A 21,028-nucleotide genomic window follows, 5' to 3' on the forward strand; every position below is an offset into this window, starting at 1 on the left:
GAACATGAAGACGGGTTCGCGCAAAACCATGGAAGAGGCCATTCTCGCTGATCTGGCAGCAGAGGTGGAAGCCGCGACTGTGAGCGAAACCAAAAAGCCGCAAAGTCAGGTTGACCGCTATCTCAAGATTGCAGCAATCACACTTGCTGTTGGCTGTGCGATGCTTCCCTTCGTCACCTATTTGCAACGTGTCGATCTGAGCCCGGATAAGAAGGCCGACAGCAAGATTGTTGATCCGCTTGACCGCTCCGAGCAGAAGACCGTGCGTCATTTTCCGTCCTTCCGCCCGAATGATCAGGTCGCCCCGAGCGAGGATATCGACACCACCACGACTGGTTCGGTCATGTCGAACGGCAAAGGCTTGCCGGGAACAGGAGCGGGTAATGGCGGTAAAAGCGGCGAGGGGCAGGCATTGCCAAAGCCGGTATTCGCATTGCGCGAAGTGGTCGGCGGTATGGCGATGATCGAAGATACGTCGGGCTATTGGTTCGTCGAAAAGGGGTCGCTCCTTCCCGACGGCAGCCATCTGGTTTCTATCGGTCGCGGCAATCAGGCCGGTACGTGGAAGCTGACGACATCATCCGGCGATGTGATTGAAATGCGCAGATGAGGCCATGAGCTGACCTTTATGAAGCTTGCATCAGTCCGGCTTGCAAACAGTTTGGTTCATTTTTCAGAATCAAAACCACTGCTAATATAAGTATCTGATTTAAATATATTTTATGAGCGTTATCCGCATGTTGGAATGCTCTACCTTTGCTAAACCTTGCTCCACGCAAGCTTGACGCAAGTTCCGGCCTTTAAGTTAACGAAAGGTAAAGGCGGGAATCTCAATGAGCTCCATTCATCTTTTCGATTTGGCTTCAAGGCAGGCGCAGTGGTTGTCGGTACGACAGGCCACGGTTGCGGGCAATGTCGCCAATGCGAATACGCCAGATTTCCGGGCGCGCGACGTTCAGCCCTTCGCTGATGTGCTGGACAAGACCCAGCTCACCATGGCTGCAACAAGTCCGCAGCATCTGGAAGTCGAGGCGAATGGCATCGTAGGCACCCGGCTGCGCCCGGAGGATATCACCGAGCAGACCCATTCGGGCAATACGGTCGATGTCGAGCGGGAAATGATGAAGGCGGGCGAGATTTCGCGTGAGTATTCGCTCAACACCAGCATCGTCAAAGCGTTTCACCGCATGATGCTGTCTGTGGCGAAAGGGTAAGCCATGTCGGATGCCTTGCAAAATACCCTCAAGATTGCAGCGTCGGGGCTTTCGGCTCAGTCGACCCGTTTGCGCATCGTTTCTGAAAACCTCGCCAATGCGCAGGCGACTGCCAAGACTGCCGATGCCGATCCTTACCGCCGCAAGACTGTATCCTTCCGCACGGAAGTCGAGCAGGGCACAGGCGCTGCCGAAGTCAGAGTTGCTGAAGTCGGCAAGGATACCTCGGCCTTTATCGAACAATATGACCCAAGCCATCCGGCAGCGGATGCGCGTGGCTATGTGAAATATCCAAACGTCAACATGGTCGTCGAAATGGCAGACATGCGTGAAGCCAACCGTTCTTACGAAGCCAATTTGCAGGTCGTCAAACAGGCCCGCGAGCTGATTTCAATGACCATCGATCTCCTGAGGAGCACATAATGTACGACTCAATCATGAGTGTTTCGGCGCGCAACGCCCTGTCGCGTCTTTCTGAAACGGTTGCTGAAAAGAGCGTCGGCTCGACCACGGCTCCGCAGGCTATTCCAACGACGCCCGGTGCTTCCTTCGGGGAAGTGCTGTCGCAGATGACGGATTCCGTTGGTCAGAAGCTGCAGGCAGCGGAAGCCAACTCGATCCAGGGCATCAAAGGCGATGCGCCGCTGCGTGATGTGGTCAGTTCCGTTATGGAGGCCGAGCAGTCGCTTCAGACGGCAATCGCGATCCGCGACAAGATCGTGCAGGCCTATCTCGAAATCAGCCGTATGCCGGTCTGAGTGCTCTCACTGAATAAGGACCCGCTATGAAAGCCCTGACGATTGCCGCAACCGGTATGAACGCCCAGCAGCTCAATCTGGAAGTGATTGCCAACAACATCGCCAATATCAATACGACAGGCTTCAAGCGTGCCCGCGCCGAGTTTTCCGATCTTCTCTATCAATCGGAACGGACCGCCGGCGTGCCAAATCAGGCCAATCAGGCAATTGTTCCCGAAGGCGCGCTGGTCGGGCTTGGTGTTCAGACAGCGGCTGTGCGCAATCTGCATATTCAGGGCAGCTTCAATCAAACCGGCAATCCCTATGACGTGGCGCTGACGGGTCGCGGCTGGTTCCAGATCCAGAGCCCAACGGGCGAAACGCTTTACACGCGCGCTGGCGCATTTAACAAGAATGCCGACGGCCAGCTGGTAACGCTCGATGGTAATCCGGTCGAACCTGCGATCACCATTCCACCTGACGCCATTGAGGTCACGGTTACAGAGACCGGTCAGGTTTTTGCCAAGCTGCAGGATCAGGTCAACCAGGTCGATCTCGGTCAGCTGACACTTGCCAACTTCACCAATGAAGCGGGTCTGGAGCCACTGGGCGGCAATCTCTACCGCGAAACGGAAGCTTCTGGCGGCCCGTTGGTCGGCGTCCCGGGTGATCCGGGCTATGGCGCGATCAAGCAGGGTTATCTCGAAGCATCGAACGTCGATCCGGTGAAGGAAATCACCGATCTGATTACGGCACAGCGTGCCTATGAAATGAACTCCAAGGTCATTCAGGCAGCTGACGAAATGGCCGCGACTGTATCGAAGAATCTGCGCTGACGGTGAGAGCGATGATATACGCGAAGGCATATTCCCGGAAATTAAGGCTCGCATTTGCTGCAGGCCTGTTTCTGTCCGCATGCTGGGGTGCCAACGCCGCCGAGCATATGGCTTTCTTCGTGCCTTCGGCGACAGTGTATCCCGGACAGGTTGTAAGTGACGTTTCATTGGTCGAAAAGAAATTTTACATCAGTCGGCCGGCGGCAACGCAATATGTCCTTTCACCAGATCAGGTCACAGGCAAAGTGGCACGTAAAACCTTGTTGTCCGGCAAACCTATTCTTATGGCGGCACTTTCTGAGCCTTCGCTGGTTACGCGCGGCGTACCCGCTTCGATGGTTTTTACATCTGGCCCTTTGACAATTACTGCCACAGGTATGCCGCTTGAATCTGGCGCGGTGGGAGACTTCATAAAAATTCGTAATATGGATAGCGGCATTATCGTATCAGGAACAGTGTTGGCTGACGGTCGTATTCAGGTGGGTATGCAGTGAGAAAAACATGCGCTGCCCTTTTTGCTTGTATCGCACTTCTGGTTCAGCCGACGACCGGCTTGGCCGACGAAGCTGCTAAAAATGCGCGCGAGTTTAGCTCAGCCGTCGATGCTGATGCCGACTGGTTGGGCTCTGGCGGTGATCCGTCAAAAATGGCTTATGCTGAACTTGGACGGGGCAGCGCGGTAGCGCGCCTGAAAGATATCGCTACCATACAAGGCGTTCGTGAAAATCAACTCGTAGGTTACGGTTTAGTGATCGGCCTAAATGGTACTGGCGATAGCCTGCGCAACTCACCTTTTACTGAGCAATCCATGCGCGCCATGCTTGAAAATCTCGGTATTAATGCGCCACGCAATTCGACACGTTCAAAGAATACCGCAGCGGTGATTGTGACAGCAAATATGGTTCCATTTGCCGGTGCGGGTTCCCGCATTGATGTAACAGTTTCCTCGCTTGGCGATGCAACATCTTTGCAGGGCGGAACACTTGTTATGACGCCCTTGCAGGGTGCTGACAACGAAGTTTATGCGGTTGCACAAGGCAACATGATAGTATCTGGATTTTCCGCAGAAGGTCAGGCTGCAAGCGTTGTGCAGGGTGTGCCAACATCGGGTCGAATTCCAAACGGTGCGCTGGTTGAAAAGGAAGTACCTGGCAGTTTCGGAAAAGATGCTGAAATGATTGTCGAACTCCGCGATCCAGATTTTACAACTGCGGTTCGCGCTGCTGATACGATTAATATTTTCGCGAAACGTCGCTATGGGCGCGGTGTTGCAATCGCACGCGATGCAAAGACAATTCGGATTCAGCGCCCTAAGAATGTGACACCAGCGCGCTTCCTTGCTGAGCTGGAAGGTTTGCCAATTGTCACTGATGAAGTGGCGCGTGTGGTTGTCGATGAGCGTACGGGCACTGTGGTTATCGGCGATAAGGTTCGCATTTCCAAAGTTGCAATTAGCCATGGCAGTCTGACAGTGCGCGTCACCGAAACACCGATGGTCGTGCAGCCAGATTCGTTTAGCTATGGTGAAACGGAAATCGAACCGAATACCGACATCGCCGTTAATCAAGCAGATGCCAAGATCGGTATCCTTACAGGTGCGAACCTTGAAAATCTGGTTAAGGGCCTCAACCAGATGGGGGTAAAACCCAATGGTATCATAGCAATCTTGCAAGCGATTAAAACGTCAGGTGCTCTTCACGCAGAGTTGGTGGTGCAATGAGATTGGCTGGTAACATCATTCGCTTTGGTTCGGTCATTGTAGTGCTCTTTGGCGCGGGCTTACCTGCTCTTGCGCAACAGCCCATGCCACCTGTTCCGGCCTCAACGACTGCCGCACAACAATTGTCTGCGTCTGCGCCGGTTGGCAACCTTGATGAAATTCGCAAATTTTGCAGCAATATCGACGATCAGGCCGCTGATGCGCGATATTCTTTGCAGGCTAAGCAACTTGCTGAACTCAAGGCTGATGTCGACGAACGCATGCGCGCGCTGGAAGCCAAGCGCAAAGAATATGAGATGTGGCTGAAGCGTCGCGATGCTTTTGTCAACAAGGCACAGGATTCTCTTGTCGATATTATCTCCAAGATGAAGCCGGATGCGGCTGCAGCGCAGATGTCGCTGATCGGTGATGAAGCCGCCGCAGCTTTGATACTCAAGCTCAATCCGCGTGTTTCCAGCATAATCCTCAATGAAATGCCGCCTGAAAAGGCAGCTAAGCTCGCGCGCGTCATCGTTGGCTCGCAGCGCACGACCGCAACGCCGCCGCCCACCAGGGAACAGCGCGCGCAGGCGGAAACCGGGAATTCTGTGCAATGACGAAAAGCATGAACAAAGCGCTCTTTGCAGCAGCAACTTTGGTTCTTCTGGCAGGCTGCGCCACCAAACCAGAAGAAATCGGTCGCGCACCCGACCTTTCCCCTGTCGCGGCCAATCTAGGTGTGCAGAACAATCCGCAATATAGCGGATATCCGGTCCGCCCCAGCAAAGCCTCTTATTCGCTTTGGAACCAACGCTCGACGAACTTCTTCAAGGACCCTCGTGCGCAGGAGCCGGGCGATGTTTTGACTGTTATTATCTCGATCAATGATCGCGCAAACATGGATAATAAAACTGACCGCGAACGCGTTTCAAAGGGTCTTTATGGCGGCGGCGCTTCGTTTGACACCAGCAGCCTGTCTGGTTCTTTTGGCGGTGGTTCAATGGACGCTTCGGTCAACACCCGTTCTAATAGTGCTTCTAAGGGCAAAGGTACAATCGAACGAAGCGAAGACATTCGTCTGCAGATTGCTGCTATCGTGACGGACACGCTACCAAACGGCAATCTCATCATTAAAGGTTCGCAGGAAGTGCGCGTGAACAATGAGTTGCGTGTGCTCAACGTTGTCGGTGTTGTGCGGCCGCGTGATATTTCCGGTTACAATACCATTTCCTACGACAAGATTGCTGAGGCGCGTATTTCTTACGGTGGACGCGGTCGCTTGAGCGAAATTCAGCAGCCACCTTATGGCCAGCAGATTCTCGATCAGATTTCTCCGTTCTGAAGTTGAGCAGGCATGAGCGTTACGGCAATCAATAAGGACGGCAAGGTAAAAGGCTCTATCGCGGGCCTCTTAGGCGCTGTTGCAGTTTTGACCGCAATCGCGGGCGGTGGCGGATGGTATCTGGGTGGCATTATCTCCGCAGACCAGCAAGTCGCAGTGAAATCTACGACGAAGGAAGACAAGCCGAAACAGGGTGATTTTGAATCGCGTTCCATTGGTACAATCATTCCCCTTCAGCCGATTGTGACCAATCTTGGCATTCCGCAGACCACATGGGTCCGACTTGAGGCGGCGCTTGTTGCAAAGCCGGGTCGTGAAATTCCGCCTGCAGTTGCAGCAAGTGTGGGCGATGATTTCATGAGCTTCCTGCGGAGCGTCAATCTCATGCAGTTGCAGGGGGCCGCTGGTTTGGCCTATTTGCGTGCCGATCTTGAAGAGCGGGCGCGGATGCGTTCGGAAGGCGCGGTTGATCGCGTTTTCATTTCGACGCTGGTAGTAGAATGAAGAAAATTTTCGCCCTGAGTGGCTTGCTGACGCTGGCCTTTATTTCTGCTGCCCATGCACAAGCCTTGTCGCTGGATAATCTTCTTCCAGCCGGAAGTGGTGCAGCCAGTGGACAGATCGTTCAGCTGTTTGGCCTTCTGACAGTTCTGTCGGTGGCGCCCGGCTTGCTGATCATGGTCACAAGCTTCACGCGTTTTGCCATTGCGTTCTCGCTTTTGCGTTCGGGGCTTGGGCTTCAGACGGCTCCCGCAAGCATGGTGATGATCTCGCTGGCGTTGTTCATGACCTTCTATGTCATGGCACCAGTGTTTGATCGTGCCTGGAACAATGGCGTGCAGCCTTTGATGCGCAACGAGATCACGCAGGACGTGGCATTTCGTGAAATTTCGAATCCGTTTCGCGAATTTATGATGCGCGAAGTGCGCGACAAAGATTTGCGCTTGTTTGAAGATCTGGCAGATCCGGCATTCCGCACGGGTGAAGACGGCATTGTTGATTTCCGCGTGCTGGTTCCGGCCTTCATGATTTCGGAATTGCGGCGTGGGTTCGAGATCGGCTTCCTGATTGTTCTGCCGTTTCTGGTGATCGACCTCGTGGTCGCAACACTGACCATGTCTATGGGTATGATGATGTTGCCGCCGACGGTGATATCGCTGCCGTTCAAGATACTCTTCTTCGTACTGATCGATGGCTGGAATATTCTGGTTGGAAGCCTGATACGGTCATTTGCGTAAAATCGGGTGTAACCCATCAATTGCGTGTCAAGCATTCTGACTAGGTACCACCCCGAAAATACCGTTGAGTAAAAACCAACACATCCTATTAATATATTCTTAACAATTGGGTTATAATGCTAGCTTCCATAGGAGGTCCCACGCGTTCGTGGTGACAGGCATGATGCCGCTCTCCTATGCCGGTAATATTCAATCCGGCCTGTCCCTCAGTTTGTTTTCCCAAGGGGCAATACAATGTCTAGCATTCTTACCAACTCTTCAGCTCTTACCGCTCTTCAGACCCTTTCCTCGACCAACAAGTCGCTGGAAACCACGCAGAACCGTATTTCGACCGGCCTGCGCATCGGTGAAGCTGCTGACAATGCATCTTACTGGTCGATCGCAACCTCGATGAAGTCCGACAACAAGGCCAACTCGGCTGTTCAGGACGCTCTTGGCCTCGGCGCCGGCAAGGTTGACACTGCATACACTGCAATCAACGACATCAAGGACCAGGTTGACAAGATGAAGTCGCTTCTGGTTAGCGCTCAGGGCGCCAGCCAGGAAGACCAGAAGAAGGTCGCGACCGAACTCAAAGCAATCCAGTCGCAGATCAAGTCGTCTGCCAGCAACGCGAATTACGCTGGTTCCAACCTGCTCGTGAACGACGCAGCTGCAACTTCGGACCTTAAGGTTGTTGCATCGTATAACCGGACCGGCACCACTGTAACGATCGACACCGTTGACGTTGCTGCTGCTGACGTACAGGTTTTTGCTGACGCTGCGGGCACCGGCGGTATCGCTGGTGATCTGGTCGCTGATGCTTTCTTCGATCCATCGACTGCAAAGCTTGACGACGCTGCAATCAAGACTGCTCTGGAATCGGTTGAAACCGCTCTGGACAAGCTCACCACTGGTGCAGCTTCACTTGGTGCTGCAAAGGCACGTATCGACACCCAGAAGAGCTTCATTTCCAAGCTCAGCGACTCGGTTGAAAAGGGCGTTGGTACGCTCGTTGATGCCGACATGAACAAGGAATCGGCTCGTCTGTCGGCTCTGCAGGTTCAGCAGCAGCTGGGCGTTCAGGCTCTCTCGATCGCTAACTCGTCGAGCCAGTCGATCCTGTCGCTGTTCCGCGGCTAATCACTTAGCTGATACAGTTGATACTTTGAGGGGCGTGGAATTTATTCCGCGTCCTTCTTCTTTTCTAAAAAATCGCCTCCGCATTCAAGCCGACACTTTCGCGCAAGCTTCGCGATCTATTTTGTTCGCATTAGGATGGCGGTGGTATCGATGCAGCAGAATTTCCAGCAATTACTCGAACAGCTTAAGGGAACGCTCGGCAAGCTTGGCGCGCGAAAACTTATAGCGCTCGGACTTGTCGGAGCTGCACTGATGGGCGCTATTCTTTATACGAGCGTCTATCTGAGCCGCCCCTCCTATGAGACGCTTTACGTCGGCCTTTCGCGCGATGACGTGAATCGTATGGGTCTGGCACTCGGTGAAGCTGGCATTGCTTTCGACGTGAAGTCCGACGGTTCATCGATCCTTGTTCCTGTCGGCAAGGCCGAACAGGCGCGTATGTATCTGGCTGAAAAAGGTCTGCCGACGTCCAACAACGCCGGTTACGAGCTTTTCGACAATATGGGCTCGCTTGGCCTGACGTCGTTCATGCAGGAAATCACGCATGTTCGCGCACTTGAAGGCGAGATCGCGCGTACCATTCAGGCCATTCGTGGCGTAAAAGCTGCGCGCGTTCACATCGTCATGGCCGAAAAAGGCTCGTTCCGTCGCGGTGATCAGAAGCCATCTGCCTCGGTTGTGATCCGCGCTGAAGGCGGCTTTGCCGCTGAATCCGCGCAGTCGATCCGCCAGCTGGTTGCTGCCGCTGTGCCATCGCTGGATGCTTCGTCCGTTACGGTTCTTGATACCAATGGTCGTCTACTCGCATCTGCGGGAGAAGCTGCGAATGGTGCTGCTCTTTTGACCGCATCACTTGAACAGCAGGTGGCTGGCAATGTGGATGAGAGCATCCGCAAGGCGCTTGCTCCATATCTCGGTGTTGGTCACTTCCAGAGCAGTGTTCAGGCAACGCTTGATACCGACCGCCGTCAGACCAATGAAACGCAATTCGATCCTGAATCGCGCGTTGAACGTTCTGTTCGTGTTGTGCGTGAAAGCGGAGACTCCCGCAACGCACGTAACGACAATGCCACCGGCGTTGAGCAGAACATTCCGCAGGAAGAAATTCAGAACCGCAACGGCGAAAACTCGTCTGAAAAGACTGATCGCCGCGAAGAACTGACCAATTACGAAATGAACACCAAGACGGTGTCCACAGTCAGCGATGGCTACACCGTCAAGCGTCTGTCGATTGCGGTCGTCATCGATCAGGCGCGTTTGCTTGAAACGGCGGGCACCACGCCGCCGCCTGCCGATTTCGTCGATCAGCAGATCCTGAAAATCCGCGACCTCGTTGCAACTGCCGCCGGTCTCAATGCAGATCGTGGTGATGTGATCAACGTAACGGCTGTCAATTTTCTCAGCCCGGCAGGCGCAGATATGGAGCCGGTTTCGACGCCGTGGTCCGAGCAGCTGATGCGTCAGAGCGGTTCCTACGTCAATGCACTGGCAATTCTTGCCGCTGTTGCGCTCCTGATCTGGTTCGGTGTTCGTCCTTTGCTCCGCGATCAGAACGCGAAGCCATCCGGAACAGAAGTTGCACTGCGTGAACCGGGTGATGTCGCTGTGCCAAACTTTGTTGGTGATACACAGCAGGCCATCGCTGGTGAGGGTGCTAAGGCAGTGATCGGTGGACCAGAAGCCTATGCCGATCAGATGAAGACCAGCCTCAGCGATTTGCGTCAGCGTATGCGCATGCCTGCCAAGTTGCGCCTCGAACAGATGATCGAGATGGATGAAGAGCGCGTTGCTGCAGTTCTTAAGCAGTGGATCCACGAAACCGCCATCAAGCAGGAAGCAGCATCAAACCAGCGATCTGTAATGCCGGAGCTTGAGGCTGCCTGATTATGAGCACGCTCGCACTCAGCCGCTACCTTCCTGATTTCTCGACGCATCGTATCGCCGACGAAGCGGTTGAAATCATTGCGGCCCCTGCACAGCCGCAGCCTTTGTCGGAGCTCTTGCCGCACACCGATCCGCAAATGGCTGAGGCTTCGGAGAAGCCTCCATTTGCAGAGCGGGCGGAAGTCGCAAGCATCATCGCCATTGAAGAGGAAAAGCGGGCTGCATTTGAGGCCGGTCGCGAAGACGGTCACAAGGAAGCAGAAGCGCTTTATGAGGCCGAGAAGGCCAGACTGCTGCGTGAGCATGAAGCGGAGATCGAAGCACTGCGTGCGAGTTTCTCTCGTGAGCAGGCCAATCTCCTGGCTGGTGCCTTGACGGAAGCTGTGAGCGGGCTTGAACAATCCATGTCCGCGCAGATTGCCGAGATTCTCGCACCGTTGCTGGCAGCCAAAATCGAACAGGACGCGATTGCGGGTTTCGCGCAGCGGATCAGCAAGCTGGCTCTGGAAGGCGAAGCACCTGAAATCTTCGGTCCAGCGCATCTGCTTGAGTCGCTCAAGGACCATGCCGACCTTCTGCCGTCTGGATGCCGTTTTACTGAGAACGCGTCCAGCGAACTCTCATTTTCCTTTGGCGATCGTGCGCTTGAAACACGCGTCGCGCCGGTTCTGGAAGAACTAAGGGCTACTGCCAGATGAGCATCGATCCGGAAACCAAGCGCGAAATCATTATTGTCCGCCGTGGCAAGCACGATGATCATGACGGTCATCATGGCGGTGTCTGGAAGATCGCTTACGCTGACTTCATGACTGCGATGATGGCGTTCTTCCTCGTCATGTGGCTCATCAATGCGGCCAACGAAGAAAGCAAGGCGGCTGTCGCCAGCTACTTCAATCCCGTTAAGCTGATGGATCGTCATTCAAGCCCAAAAGGCGTGCAGGATATTGACGAACAGAACGGCAAAGTTCGCTTTGAGAGCGACAAGCAGATTGAAAACAGCACCAAGGTTATCAACGATAGCGCTGCTTCCCCGCCGATTGAGCAGGAAGAAATCCGCATGTTCCGCGAGCCATATGCCGTCTTATCCGAACTTGCGCATGAAACGGGCGTTCTGCAGAACCAATCCACGAAGGGCGATGGCGGCAGCGCACAGGCTGGCACGCAGACAGGCGCTGACGGCGGCGATGCCTATCGCGATCCGTTCAGCCCTGACTATTGGTCAAGCAAGGCTGCGGAAGAGCTGACGCCGCCGGAAGCTGCCCCTGCAACGCCGCCACAGCAAACAGCGGAAGCAAAAACCGATGCAAAGCCCGAAGAAGCCGAAAAGCCAGCAGAGAACCAGGAAAAGCTGATTTCTGATTTGAAGAAGGCAGCAGACGGAGACGCATCGACCGATGGCAGCAAGGCGGCAAAGGCTGAGCCTATGCCGGATGTGACAGTCGTCCCGGTCGATGGCGGCGTCATGATTCAGCTGACTGATAAAGTCGACTTTGGCATGTTTACGATTGGCTCCGCCAAGCCGGATGCGCGTGTTGTGCAGATGCTTGAACGCATTGCGCAGGTTATCGCGCGTCAGCCGGGGGAGGTTGTCATCAGCGGTCACACTGACGCCCGACCTTTCAAGAGTGCGACCTATGACAATTGGCGCTTGTCTTCGGCTCGTGCGCAGATGGCCTATTACATGCTGGTGCGTGGCGGGCTGGATGAAAAACGTGTGCTGCGTGTTGAAGGCTATGCCGACCGCCAGCCAAAGAACGCCGCCGATCCAAATGCAGCCGAAAATCGTCGCATCGACATCTTCCTCAAGTCCAACCCATGAAGAAACTGGTAAAGCGCTCCCTGCTGGCACTTGTTGCAAGCCTACCGCTGGCAAGCGGAGGAGCGGTTTCCTATGGGCAGACGCAAGCAGCTGAAGAGCCACGCAGTTTGCCGGTGCTTGAGCCTTATAAGCTCGTCCGCTCACTGCGCATGTTGCAGGATCAGCTGGTTTCCGGAAAGCCTGAAGCCGTTGTGATGCTCAACAGGCTGCTGATTTTTGTGAGCGCTGATATGGAGCGCGCTCCAAAGGAATTCTGGGACAAGCCTGAGAATATCTATGCGGCAATCATCTATCTGTTTAACGGCGGCAATCCTGATGCTGTGCGAAAGGTGCTTGCTAGATTTGATGGCGAGACAGTTCCGCAAGAACTCGTCAAAGGCGCGCTTGCCTATGCATCGGGTCAGAATATTGAGGTGGTAAAGCTGTTCTCAGTGCCGCTCTCATCACAGCTGCCAGCCGAGCTGCGCTCTTCCATCGTGCTGGTAACGGCCAGCCAGATGACGGCTTTTGATCCTGCAACGGCACTTCTGCGACTTGATCAGGTGCGGCTCGATAGTCCGGGTACGCTTTTTGAAGAAGCGGCTATTCGTCGTTCGATGCCGATTGCAGCCAAGCTCGGTGACGCAGACAAGATCAGGATGCTATCGCGCAATTACCTGCAGCGCTTCCCGCGCTCGCCCTATATGCGTGATTTCATCAAGCAATTTGTGGATGCAGCGTTGAAACTCAATGATCGCATCGGCAATGCCGAACTGGTCAAGCTGATCGGTACAGCTGATCCGGTCATGCAATATTCGCTTTATCTGCAGATTGCGCGCGGCGCTCTGGTGGATGGGCAGACGGAGCGCGCGCGCTTCATGTCGGCCGAGGCAAGAAAGCTTGCCGATCATCTGAAAGCTGACCCAAGCAGAGCCAATCTTTATGCCGCGGCAAGTGATGTTGCTTCGGATTCCGCCAAAGATGCATTGCGTGAATTGTCTCAAATTTCGCCTGATCGCTTGCAGGAACGTGACAGGCAACTTCTGCAGGCGGCAGAAGCTGTTGGCTCGGTGGTGACGCAACAGCCTCCCGTTGAGGGCGCAAGAAAGCCTGTCAGAAGCGAAACTGACTTTCCGACAATGCCGATTGCTGACGGTGATGAGGCGCCCGTCGTGCCCAAGGCCCCAGCGACCCCTTCGCCTGCTGCGGGTTGGAAGCCATCCCAGCCTGCAAAGCCGGAAGATGATGTGCAGAAGACCATGGATGATGCGCGGCGCAAGCTTGCGGAAATTGATGCCTTGCTAGGAAAGACTGTTCAATGAGCGTAGATCTTTTGCTCACTACGGCTGGAAGACTGGCTTCACTTGCCAAAAGTACAGGCGCCCAACAGGGCGCTGTGGCAAAAGCCAATGGCGAAAATCAGGAACAGTCTGAACCGGCAAAATTGTTTGGCGCATTGCTGGAAAAGTCTCAAAACAAGCTATCGCTTGAAGGCGAGCAGAAGGATGAGACGCAGTCGGAAGATAGCGACAAAGCGGATCGCGATACGCCTGCTCAATCTTCGGTCTATGGTGTGTCGCAGAGCCTGCTTGCACTTGCTGCAGGGTTCAACAACCCAAAAGATGAGGATCAGCTTGCTGCGTGTGATAATGCCACCAAGCAGTCGATGAATGTATCGGCGCTGGCTGAAGCTGCAGATCCTGCACTGACGACTGCCGTTGCCGTTGCCGCTGACCTGCCTATGCCTGATGCAGAGCCAAAGAAGGATCAGAAGGAAAACGTTCAGGCAAACAAGCAGACGCAAGCAACAGCAGATTCCAAGGGTGCCGCAAAGCCTGAGAATTTGGCCAGCCACACTCCACCTGCTGTAACGAAAGATCAGCAGACTGAAAGCGCCACAGACGGATCTTCTGCATCACCCAAGCCTGAGCTTACACTTCAATCCAGCAATGCCGCAGAAGCTGATCGTCCAAATGTTCAGCCGCAGCAGCAAATCGGAAAGTCTGCACCTGTTGCCGATGCAAAAGCGCCTACACCAGCAGCTCCAACTGCTGCTGCACGTATCGCGGATATCCAAGTCCTCTCTGAACGCAGCTTTGGTGCTGTGAAAACCTTGCAGATCAGGCTTGATCCGGTGGAGCTTGGTGCAGTGACTGCTCGTATTCGTCTGATTGCCGACAGCGTGGAAGTACATCTGGTGGCTGACAAAGCCCATGCTGCCGAGGCGCTGGCTGCTGATCGCTCAATGATCGAAAAAGCTTTGAAAGTTGCAGGCATTACGGACGACACGAAAATTTCGGTCACGGTGACTGAACGCGGAGCAGTCAGTGCAGTTCAGCACAGCTCCGCAAGCCATAGTGCGGGGCAACAGCAGGCCAGCTCTCTACAGCAAGGCCAGCAGACTTTTGACATGCAAAATGGCTCGGATGGTCGGGGAAATGCGCAGGCGCAATTTATGGGTGGTGAGGGCAGGCAGAATGGCGAATCTGGCCAGGCAGACAGCAATAATGCACGGACTCGCTCATCGTCTGAAGCCAATGAGCGCGAAATTTCTGCTCTTTCTGGGGGCCGGAATCGCGGCCTCGTCGTTTAGTTTAGCAGGCGCTAAAGCAGAGAATATTTGCGAACGGGAAATGCATCGAGCGTCCGCCCGCTATGATGTGCCACTCGGTATTCTTTATGCTGTTGGTCTGACCGAAACCGGGCGCAAAAACTCGCTCCAGCCCTATGCGATGAACATTGAAGGAAAGGCAGAGTTTTTCCCATCTCAAGCGGCCGCTTTAAGACGTTTCACCCAAGTACACGCCGAAGGTGCAAAACTGATTGATCTGGGCTGCATGCAGATCAATCACTATTATCATTCCAGCGAATTTCCGTCTGTCGGCGCGATGCTGCAACCAAGCCTCAATGTTGATTATGCTGCGCGCTTCCTAAAGCGTCTGCGTGAGCGCGAAGGCAACTGGACAATGGCAGTCGCGCGTTATCACGCAGGTCCAAATAACGATCCTGCACAGAAGCGATATGTGTGTCGGGTGATGACAAATATGATCGCAACTGGCTTCGGAAATTGGACGCCTCAGGCAAAAAACTTCTGCGCTGGTTAATCGGAAATCCCACAAAATTGCGGGTTGTAGAGCAATGTCGTATACACGCAGCTTGTAGATATTCAGCCTGTAATTGCATGTAGCTAGATAGTATATTTTGGAGGGCAGATTTTTAAGTCCTTGTAAAGAATCGTTAAATTTCGTGAGCACGTTAACGAATTGTTAATATTTTCAGATCAAGAGTGCCAGGCCGATACAATCATGGCGATTCCTCTTAAATTAGATATTGCTAAATGCCTCCCAATTTATTGCGGGCAATTTTGTGTGGTTGCCGCTGACTCCCCCTGCCAGTTACTTCTGCCTTATTGGGGTTAACATATTGATTCGGAAGGCGGGCCGATGATCGTAGTCGTAGATGAGCGGAATATTGTGACTGAGGGCTACTCCTCTTGGTTCAGCCGAGAAGGCATCACGACAACCGGGTTCACACCATCCGATTTCAATGAATGGGTCGAAAGCGTCCCCCATCAGGATATTATGGCTGTAGAAGCCTTCCTGATTGGCGAGTGCGAGGCTCAGAACGGTCTGCCCGCGCGTATTCGTGAACGCTGCAAGGCGCCTGTTATTGCCGTAAACGATCGTCCTTCACTGGAACACACTCTGGAACTTTTTCAATCTGGGGTTGATGATGTCGTTCGTAAGCCAGTTCACGTCCGCGAAATCCTCGCTCGCATCAACGCAATTCGCCGCCGCACAGGTGCCTCGGCAGCATCAGGCGATGATGGAACCGAGCTTGGACCGATCCGCGTTTTCTCCGATGGCCGTGATCCACAGATAAATGGTGTGGATTTCCCTCTGCCGCGTCGCGAGCGCCGGATCCTTGAATATCTAATTGCAAACCGTGGTCGTCGCCTGAATAAGGCGCAGATTTTCAGCGCGATTTATGGCATTTTTGACAGTGAAGTCGAAGAAAATGTGATCGAAAGTCATATTAGCAAGCTCCGCAAAAAACTGCGTGAAAAGCTTGGTTTTGATCCTGTTGATTCAAAACGTTTTCTTGGATACTCAATCAACATCGATTGAGATTCGTGTCCTTTCTATCGAGCTTTCAAAAGCTCAAATCCAGTAATTTGCGGTTTTTTAAGGTAGTCTTGCCCGAGCAGCCACTGAAACTGATTGTGTCTTCAGTAAAAGCGTAAAAATTCTTCAGGCTACAGTTTCACGCAAGCATGGCCCGATAGCTTATCTGCGAATTCTCAAATTCTCAGGAGTTGCCAATGAGCCTCTACGGTATGATGCGGACCGGCGTTTCAGGTATGAACGCGCAGGCTAACCGCTTGTCGGCAGTCGCAGATAACATCGCGAATGCAAGCACGGTCGGCTATAAGCGCGCCGATGCGCAGTTCTCATCGCTCGTCTTGCCCAACACCGCAGCCCAGTATAACTCCGGTAGTGTCGCGACCAATATCCGCTACGGCATTTCGGATCAGGGCGGCATTCGCTCAACAGCCTCCGCGACCGACCTTGCAATCGACGGCAATGGCTATTTCGTCGTCAGCAATGCTGATGGTACACCTTATCTCACGCGCGCAGGTTCGTTTGTGCCGGACCAGTTCGGCAATCTCGTCAATACGTCGGGTTATTACCTGATGGGCTATCCAGCGGATGCTAATGGGAATGTCAATACAGTAGCCAATAGCTTTGATGGTTTGGAACGTGTGAACGTCAAGCAATCTGATCTTGTGGCTACACCAAGCACTTCAGGCAATTTCACGGTCAACCTACCTTCAACGGATTCGGTTGCAGATGCGGGCGAATTTAATCACAAGACATCGCTGATCGCTTACGACAATCTCGGCGGCAAGATTACACTGGACGTCTATTTTACCAAGACGGCTGACAACACCTGGGATGTTTCGATTAAGAACGCCGCAGACGGTGTTGAAGTCGGCGCAACAACGCTGAATTTTGATGGTGCAAACGGTAAGCTGCTTTCTGGCGGTGATGTTGCTGTCGATCTTACAGCCTATAATGGCCAGGCGTTGGATCTTAATCTCGGTTCGTCCAAGCAGCTCGCAAAAGATTATACGATCAGTGAAGCCGTTATCAACGGTCAGGCTCCTTCGTCCATCAAGGGCGTGGACATCGGCAAAGACGGGTCGGTTGTCGCGCTCTATGAAAATGGCGCGCAGAAGTTACTCTATCGTATTCCGCTGGGAACGGTAGCAAGTCCGGATCGTATGTCGGTAATCAGCGGCAACGTATTCTCGCCGAGTGCGGAATCCGGCAATATCCAGCTTGGCTTCCCTGAAGGCGGCGGCATGGGCAAAATTTCTTCCGGCGCGCTGGAAGAATCCAACGCCGACATTGCGCAAGAACTGACCGACATGATCGAAGCGCAGCGCAGCTACACCGCAAATTCCAAGGTCTTCCAGACCGGCTCCGAATTGATGGACGTGCTGGTTAACCTGAAAAGATAAATTGAAGCGGTTTCGGTGAGGTGGTCATTCTCCCCGGAATTGCAGTTTTAAAACTGGACTGTTTTCGCAACAAAAACGGTTCGACGTAGGATGGGGATAAGATGTCGCTTAGTTCTGCTCTTCTGACGGCCAAAAGTTCGCTTGCGGCAACGTCCAAGCAGACGTCAGTCGTCTCTCGCAATATTGCGGGGGTCAATGATCCTGATTACTCGCGCCGTACTGCGTCGCTCGCTGCGGGGTCGTATGGTTCGCTTTATGTCAATATAAGCCGATCCGCTGACGAAGCCTTATTCAACCGCTTTATCCAGTCGAGCAGCACGGCATCGTCGTCGTCTATTCTTGCAGGCGGACTTGACCGCCTTTCATCGCTTTATTCGGCAGATAATTTCTCAGGTTCGCCTTCGGCGTTGGTCGGCGATCTTCGAGATTCGCTCGAGATTTTTGCCGCCTCACCATCCAATTCGGCCCTTGGTGATAGCGTTGTTTCGACGGCGCAGTCGCTGGCCAATGCATTGAACGCAGGCTCGAAGCAGATCCAGTCTCTGCGTACCGATGCAGATAATGAAATCGCGGACTCCGTTGCCAATATCGACGACGTGTTGTCGAAGTTCGAGAAGGTCAACCAGCAGATCGTCAGCGGCACACGCGCTGGCAACGATGTGTCTGATTTTCTTGATCAGCGCGATTCACTGCTGAAGCAGCTTTCCGGCGAACTGGGAATCACAACCATGGTTCGCGGCGATAATGACATGGTCATTTTTGCGGAAAATGGTGTGACGCTGTTTGAAACCACAGCGCGCAAGATCAGCTTCGAATCTTCCGGCGGTCTGGCGGCTGGTGTTGCTGGCAATGCGGTTCTCGTCGATGGTGTCCCGCTTACGCATGATACATTCGATCAACCTTATGGCACAGGCCGTCTGAGCGGACTTCTGCAGCTGCGCGATCAGCTTGCGCCGCAATATCAGATGCAGCTCGACGAGATTGCTCGCGGCCTGGTGTCGATGTTTGCAGAAGCCGACCAGACTGGTGCAGGTCCAAAACTAACAGGCCTTTTCGGCTGGTCAGGTTCGCCTACCGTTCCAGGTGCGGGTGTGGCAGCTGGCCTCGCAGGCACCATCAATGTGTCATCTGCGTTTGTTGCAACCGAAGGCGGCAGCTCGCTGCTGCTGCGTGACGGCGGTGCAAACGGCGCGAATTACAACTATAATTCAACCGGCGCCAGCGGCTTTAGCGATCGTCTGCGCGCGTTGAATGAGGCGTTCTCCGAGCCGCTGACTTTCGCTTCTTCAGCAGGTCTCAGCTCAAATGCGAGCCTGATTGATTACGGTGCATCGTCCATCAGCTGGCTTGAAGGCAAGCGCAAGACTGCGAATGCCAATTTCTATTACAATCAGACTTTAGCAACGCAGGCGGATCAGGCTCTGTCCAATGCCAACGGTGTCGATATCAACACCGAGATGGCACTGCTTCTCGATCTGGAACATTCCTATCAGGCATCAAGCCGGGTACTGACGACGGTCAACGCCATGCTTGACGAACTTCTCAGAGCGGTGTGAGGCTTATGAAAGCGCAATCTATTTCTACATATGGTGCAGCTTCAGCCCTCAAGGTTCTCGTCGCAAAGACGAAGGCCGAGCTTGCAAAGGCGCAGCAGGAGTCCACCACAGGTACGGTTTTCGATGTTGGTTTGTCGCTTGGTTCCAAGTCTGGACAGACCATATCGCTGCGCAAGGAATATGATCGCCTTACCGTTCTGACCGACATGAACAAGCTGGTGCAGCAGCGCATGACGACAACGCAGAGCGCAACGACAACTATTATCGAAAAAACGCAGGATTTTCTGGGTGATCTGACGGGCGCAAACAGCACTATTGAAAGTGCGCAGACTGCTGCGAAGACGGCAAAGTCGTTGTTGGATTCAGTCACGGGCCTGCTCAACACCAGTTATAACGGCGAATATATCTTCTCAGGCGTGAATACGGATGTGAAGCCGATTGCTGACTACACGGAAGGCAGCCAGGCACAGAATGCGGTTCGCCAGGCATTTGAAGATCATTTCGGTTTTCCCATGAATGATCCGCAGGTTGCCAATATCACTGGCGACCAGATGAAGTCCTTCCTCGAAGGTGATTTCGCCGAGCAGTTCAATGATGCCAACTGGGATGCCAATTGGTCGAATGCTTCCGATACGGTGATCAAGAGCCGTATTTCGCCGACTGAAACGGCTTCGACCTCCATTTCGGCAAATGCTGATGGTTTCCGCAAGACCATCATGTCTGCAGTGATGGTGTCCGAGTTCGCAACGATTGGTCTGAGTAATTCAGCGTTTCAGGCGCTGACAAGTCAGGCAATGCAGACCACAACTCAGGCAATTACCGAGACGACGTCTGAACAGACAACGCTGGGTCTGGCTCAGCAGCGCACCAATGCCGCGACAATCCGGATTGGCGCACAGCAGAAGATCCTCAATGAATCGGTTCTGGATCTTGAATCGGTCGATCCTTATGAGGCTGCAACACGCGTCAACGCACTGATGTCGCAGATTGAGACGTCATATGCACTAACGGTCCAATTGCAGAATATGAGTTTGCTTAATTATCTGAAGTAAGACCATTTGGGTGCTGTTCGCGCTCGAAGAAGAACATCACAAATCGGGCAGCATGATGCGGTTCGTATTGATGGTGCCGGAAAACGGAGACTACATGTATCAGCTGCGCTATGAAGACGTCATGAATGATGATATGGCGAGCGCCAAGGAACGCGAGCGGATGCTCTTTGATCGCTCGATTGAAATGCTCGCCGCCGCGAAAGCCCATGGTGCCGGATCGCGCGAAGGCATTGACGCTTCCTATTTCACAACCAAGCTGTGGACGACAATCATTGAAGATCTTGGTTCGGAAGAGAATGTGCTTCCAAAAGAACTGAAAGCCGCAATCATTTCGGTTGGAATCTTCATTCTCAAAGAGATCGAGCAAATTCGGCAGGGTGAAAGCACCGATTACGACACGCTGATCGAGATTACTCAATCTATCCGTGACGGTCTGTGACATGACGACGAACGGCAAATCAGCGATCCGTCTTTCGCTGCGCGCAGGCGAAAAGATTTATATCAACGGCGCGGTTTTGAAAGCTGACCGCAAGGTTTCGCTGGAGCTTTTGAACGACGCGACATTCCTTCTGGAAAACCATGTTTTGCAGCCGGAAGAGACGACATCCCCGCTGCGCCAGCTCTATTTTGCGGCGCAGATGATCCTGATTGAGCCGGCTCTGAGGGAACAGGCGCGCAACACGTTTGCACAGATGCTGAAGGGCATGTTTGCGACGTTCAAGGATGCGGAAATCCTCAATGCGCTCAAGCTCGTTGATGAGCTGGTGCATAACGGGCGCGTCTTCGATGCACTGAAAACAATTCGCACGCAATATAAGCGTGAGGCAGAGCTGATGGGTGAAAAAGACCTGTCGGTGCCTGCCATACAAACAGAAAAGCCTATGGCAACGGCCCAAGAATCTAAGTCGGTTTTTGGAACCAGATCCGCGTAAAAACAAACAGATAGAGTATTTCCTATGATTCAGTTTCAACAGGAAATGCTCTAGAGCGTCTTTTGGGACAAACAGCGCTCTAAGGGGCAAGTCT

The 21,028-nt window shown here is 53.5% G+C and carries 23 protein-coding genes and 1 pseudogene; all 24 read left to right on the forward strand.

Annotated features, from left to right (window positions below; all coding sequences use genetic code 11):
* Positions 1-4 precede the first annotated feature (4 nt).
* A complete protein-coding gene (locus tag RI570_RS13995; protein ID WP_313830048.1) occupies positions 5-610 on the forward strand; it encodes a hypothetical protein in 606 nt (201 codons plus the stop codon).
* Positions 611-833: 223 nt separating this feature from the next.
* The gene (flgB, locus tag RI570_RS14000) at positions 834-1,214 is read left to right on the forward strand and encodes a flagellar basal body rod protein FlgB (protein WP_313829168.1); all 381 of its coding nucleotides are present in this window, start codon (positions 834-836) and stop codon (positions 1,212-1,214) included.
* 3 nt (positions 1,215-1,217) lie between these two features.
* Positions 1,218-1,637 carry a flagellar basal body rod protein FlgC gene (gene flgC / locus RI570_RS14005; protein WP_007877060.1) on the forward strand — a complete coding sequence of 140 codons (420 nt, stop codon included), beginning with the start codon at positions 1,218-1,220 and terminating at the stop codon, positions 1,635-1,637.
* On the forward strand, positions 1,637-1,972 hold the full coding sequence (locus tag RI570_RS14010; protein WP_313829169.1) for a flagellar hook-basal body complex protein FliE: 336 nt from the start codon (positions 1,637-1,639) through the stop codon (positions 1,970-1,972). Before flgC ends, RI570_RS14010 begins: the two co-directional genes overlap by 1 nt.
* Before the next feature lie 26 nt (positions 1,973-1,998).
* Positions 1,999-2,787 (forward strand): flagellar basal-body rod protein FlgG, encoded by a 789-nt coding sequence (gene flgG, locus RI570_RS14015; protein WP_007877058.1) that lies wholly within the window; start codon positions 1,999-2,001, stop codon positions 2,785-2,787.
* 11 nt (positions 2,788-2,798) lie between these two features.
* Positions 2,799-3,281: a flagellar basal body P-ring formation chaperone FlgA gene (gene flgA, locus RI570_RS14020; protein ID WP_313829170.1), complete on the forward strand. Its 483-nt coding sequence runs from the start codon at positions 2,799-2,801 to the stop codon at positions 3,279-3,281.
* Positions 3,278-4,507, forward strand: a complete 1,230-nt coding sequence (locus tag RI570_RS14025; protein ID WP_313829171.1) for a flagellar basal body P-ring protein FlgI — start codon at positions 3,278-3,280, stop codon at positions 4,505-4,507. Before flgA ends, RI570_RS14025 begins: the two co-directional genes overlap by 4 nt.
* Complete coding sequence (locus RI570_RS14030) at positions 4,504-5,103, forward strand: MotE family protein (protein ID WP_313829172.1); 600 nt, start codon at positions 4,504-4,506, stop codon at positions 5,101-5,103. The genes RI570_RS14025 and RI570_RS14030 overlap by 4 nt, the downstream gene beginning before the upstream one ends.
* On the forward strand, positions 5,100-5,828 hold the full coding sequence (gene flgH / locus RI570_RS14035; RefSeq protein WP_313829173.1) for a flagellar basal body L-ring protein FlgH: 729 nt from the start codon (positions 5,100-5,102) through the stop codon (positions 5,826-5,828). The genes RI570_RS14030 and flgH overlap by 4 nt, the downstream gene beginning before the upstream one ends.
* Positions 5,829-5,840: 12 nt before the next feature.
* A complete protein-coding gene (locus tag RI570_RS14040) occupies positions 5,841-6,332 on the forward strand; it encodes a flagellar basal body-associated FliL family protein (protein ID WP_313829174.1) in 492 nt (163 codons plus the stop codon).
* The gene (gene fliP, locus RI570_RS14045) at positions 6,329-7,066 is read left to right on the forward strand and encodes a flagellar type III secretion system pore protein FliP (protein ID WP_064321433.1); all 738 of its coding nucleotides are present in this window, start codon (positions 6,329-6,331) and stop codon (positions 7,064-7,066) included. Before RI570_RS14040 ends, fliP begins: the two co-directional genes overlap by 4 nt.
* Positions 7,067-7,300: 234 nt before the next feature.
* Entirely contained in the window at positions 7,301-8,188 is an 888-nt protein-coding gene (locus tag RI570_RS14050) for a flagellin (RefSeq protein ID WP_313829175.1), read from the forward strand.
* A 135-nt stretch (positions 8,189-8,323) separates the two neighbouring features.
* Positions 8,324-10,072 carry a flagellar basal-body MS-ring/collar protein FliF gene (fliF, locus tag RI570_RS14055; protein WP_313829176.1) on the forward strand — a complete coding sequence of 583 codons (1,749 nt, stop codon included), beginning with the start codon at positions 8,324-8,326 and terminating at the stop codon, positions 10,070-10,072.
* A 2-nt stretch (positions 10,073-10,074) separates the two neighbouring features.
* Entirely contained in the window at positions 10,075-10,770 is a 696-nt protein-coding gene (locus RI570_RS14060; protein WP_313829178.1) for a hypothetical protein, read from the forward strand.
* Positions 10,767-11,891, forward strand: a complete 1,125-nt coding sequence (locus tag RI570_RS14065; protein ID WP_313829180.1) for a flagellar motor protein MotB — start codon at positions 10,767-10,769, stop codon at positions 11,889-11,891. Before RI570_RS14060 ends, RI570_RS14065 begins: the two co-directional genes overlap by 4 nt.
* Positions 11,888-12,959, forward strand: a pseudogene (locus RI570_RS14070) (chemotaxis protein); the annotation flags it as partial. The gene RI570_RS14065 and the pseudogene RI570_RS14070, both read left to right, overlap by 4 nt.
* 229 nt (positions 12,960-13,188) lie before the next feature.
* The gene (locus RI570_RS14075; RefSeq protein ID WP_313829183.1) at positions 13,189-14,463 is read left to right on the forward strand and encodes a flagellar hook-length control protein FliK; all 1,275 of its coding nucleotides are present in this window, start codon (positions 13,189-13,191) and stop codon (positions 14,461-14,463) included.
* A 40-nt stretch (positions 14,464-14,503) separates the two neighbouring features.
* Positions 14,504-14,974, forward strand: a complete 471-nt coding sequence (locus RI570_RS14080; protein WP_007877033.1) for a transglycosylase SLT domain-containing protein — start codon at positions 14,504-14,506, stop codon at positions 14,972-14,974.
* Between the two features lie 339 nt (positions 14,975-15,313).
* Entirely contained in the window at positions 15,314-15,997 is a 684-nt protein-coding gene (ftcR, locus tag RI570_RS14085; protein ID WP_313829184.1) for a flagellar transcriptional regulator FtcR, read from the forward strand.
* A 194-nt stretch (positions 15,998-16,191) separates the two neighbouring features.
* A complete protein-coding gene (locus RI570_RS14090) occupies positions 16,192-17,394 on the forward strand; it encodes a flagellar hook protein FlgE (protein WP_313829185.1) in 1,203 nt (400 codons plus the stop codon).
* A 101-nt stretch (positions 17,395-17,495) separates the two neighbouring features.
* Positions 17,496-18,950 carry a flagellar hook-associated protein FlgK gene (flgK, locus tag RI570_RS14095; protein ID WP_313829186.1) on the forward strand — a complete coding sequence of 485 codons (1,455 nt, stop codon included), beginning with the start codon at positions 17,496-17,498 and terminating at the stop codon, positions 18,948-18,950.
* A gap of 5 nt (positions 18,951-18,955) precedes the next feature.
* The gene (locus RI570_RS14100; protein ID WP_313829187.1) at positions 18,956-20,002 is read left to right on the forward strand and encodes a flagellar hook-associated family protein; all 1,047 of its coding nucleotides are present in this window, start codon (positions 18,956-18,958) and stop codon (positions 20,000-20,002) included.
* Between the two features lie 94 nt (positions 20,003-20,096).
* On the forward strand, positions 20,097-20,441 hold the full coding sequence (gene flaF, locus RI570_RS14105; protein ID WP_007877021.1) for a flagellar biosynthesis regulator FlaF: 345 nt from the start codon (positions 20,097-20,099) through the stop codon (positions 20,439-20,441).
* Between the two features lies 1 nt (position 20,442).
* Positions 20,443-20,934 (forward strand): flagellar biosynthesis repressor FlbT, encoded by a 492-nt coding sequence (flbT, locus tag RI570_RS14110; protein WP_313829188.1) that lies wholly within the window; start codon positions 20,443-20,445, stop codon positions 20,932-20,934.
* Positions 20,935-21,028 lie beyond the last annotated feature (94 nt).

Origin of the sequence: Brucella pseudogrignonensis, from assembly GCF_032190615.1 — a bacterium.
GTDB classification, from domain to species: domain Bacteria; phylum Pseudomonadota; class Alphaproteobacteria; order Rhizobiales; family Rhizobiaceae; genus Brucella; species Brucella pseudogrignonensis_B.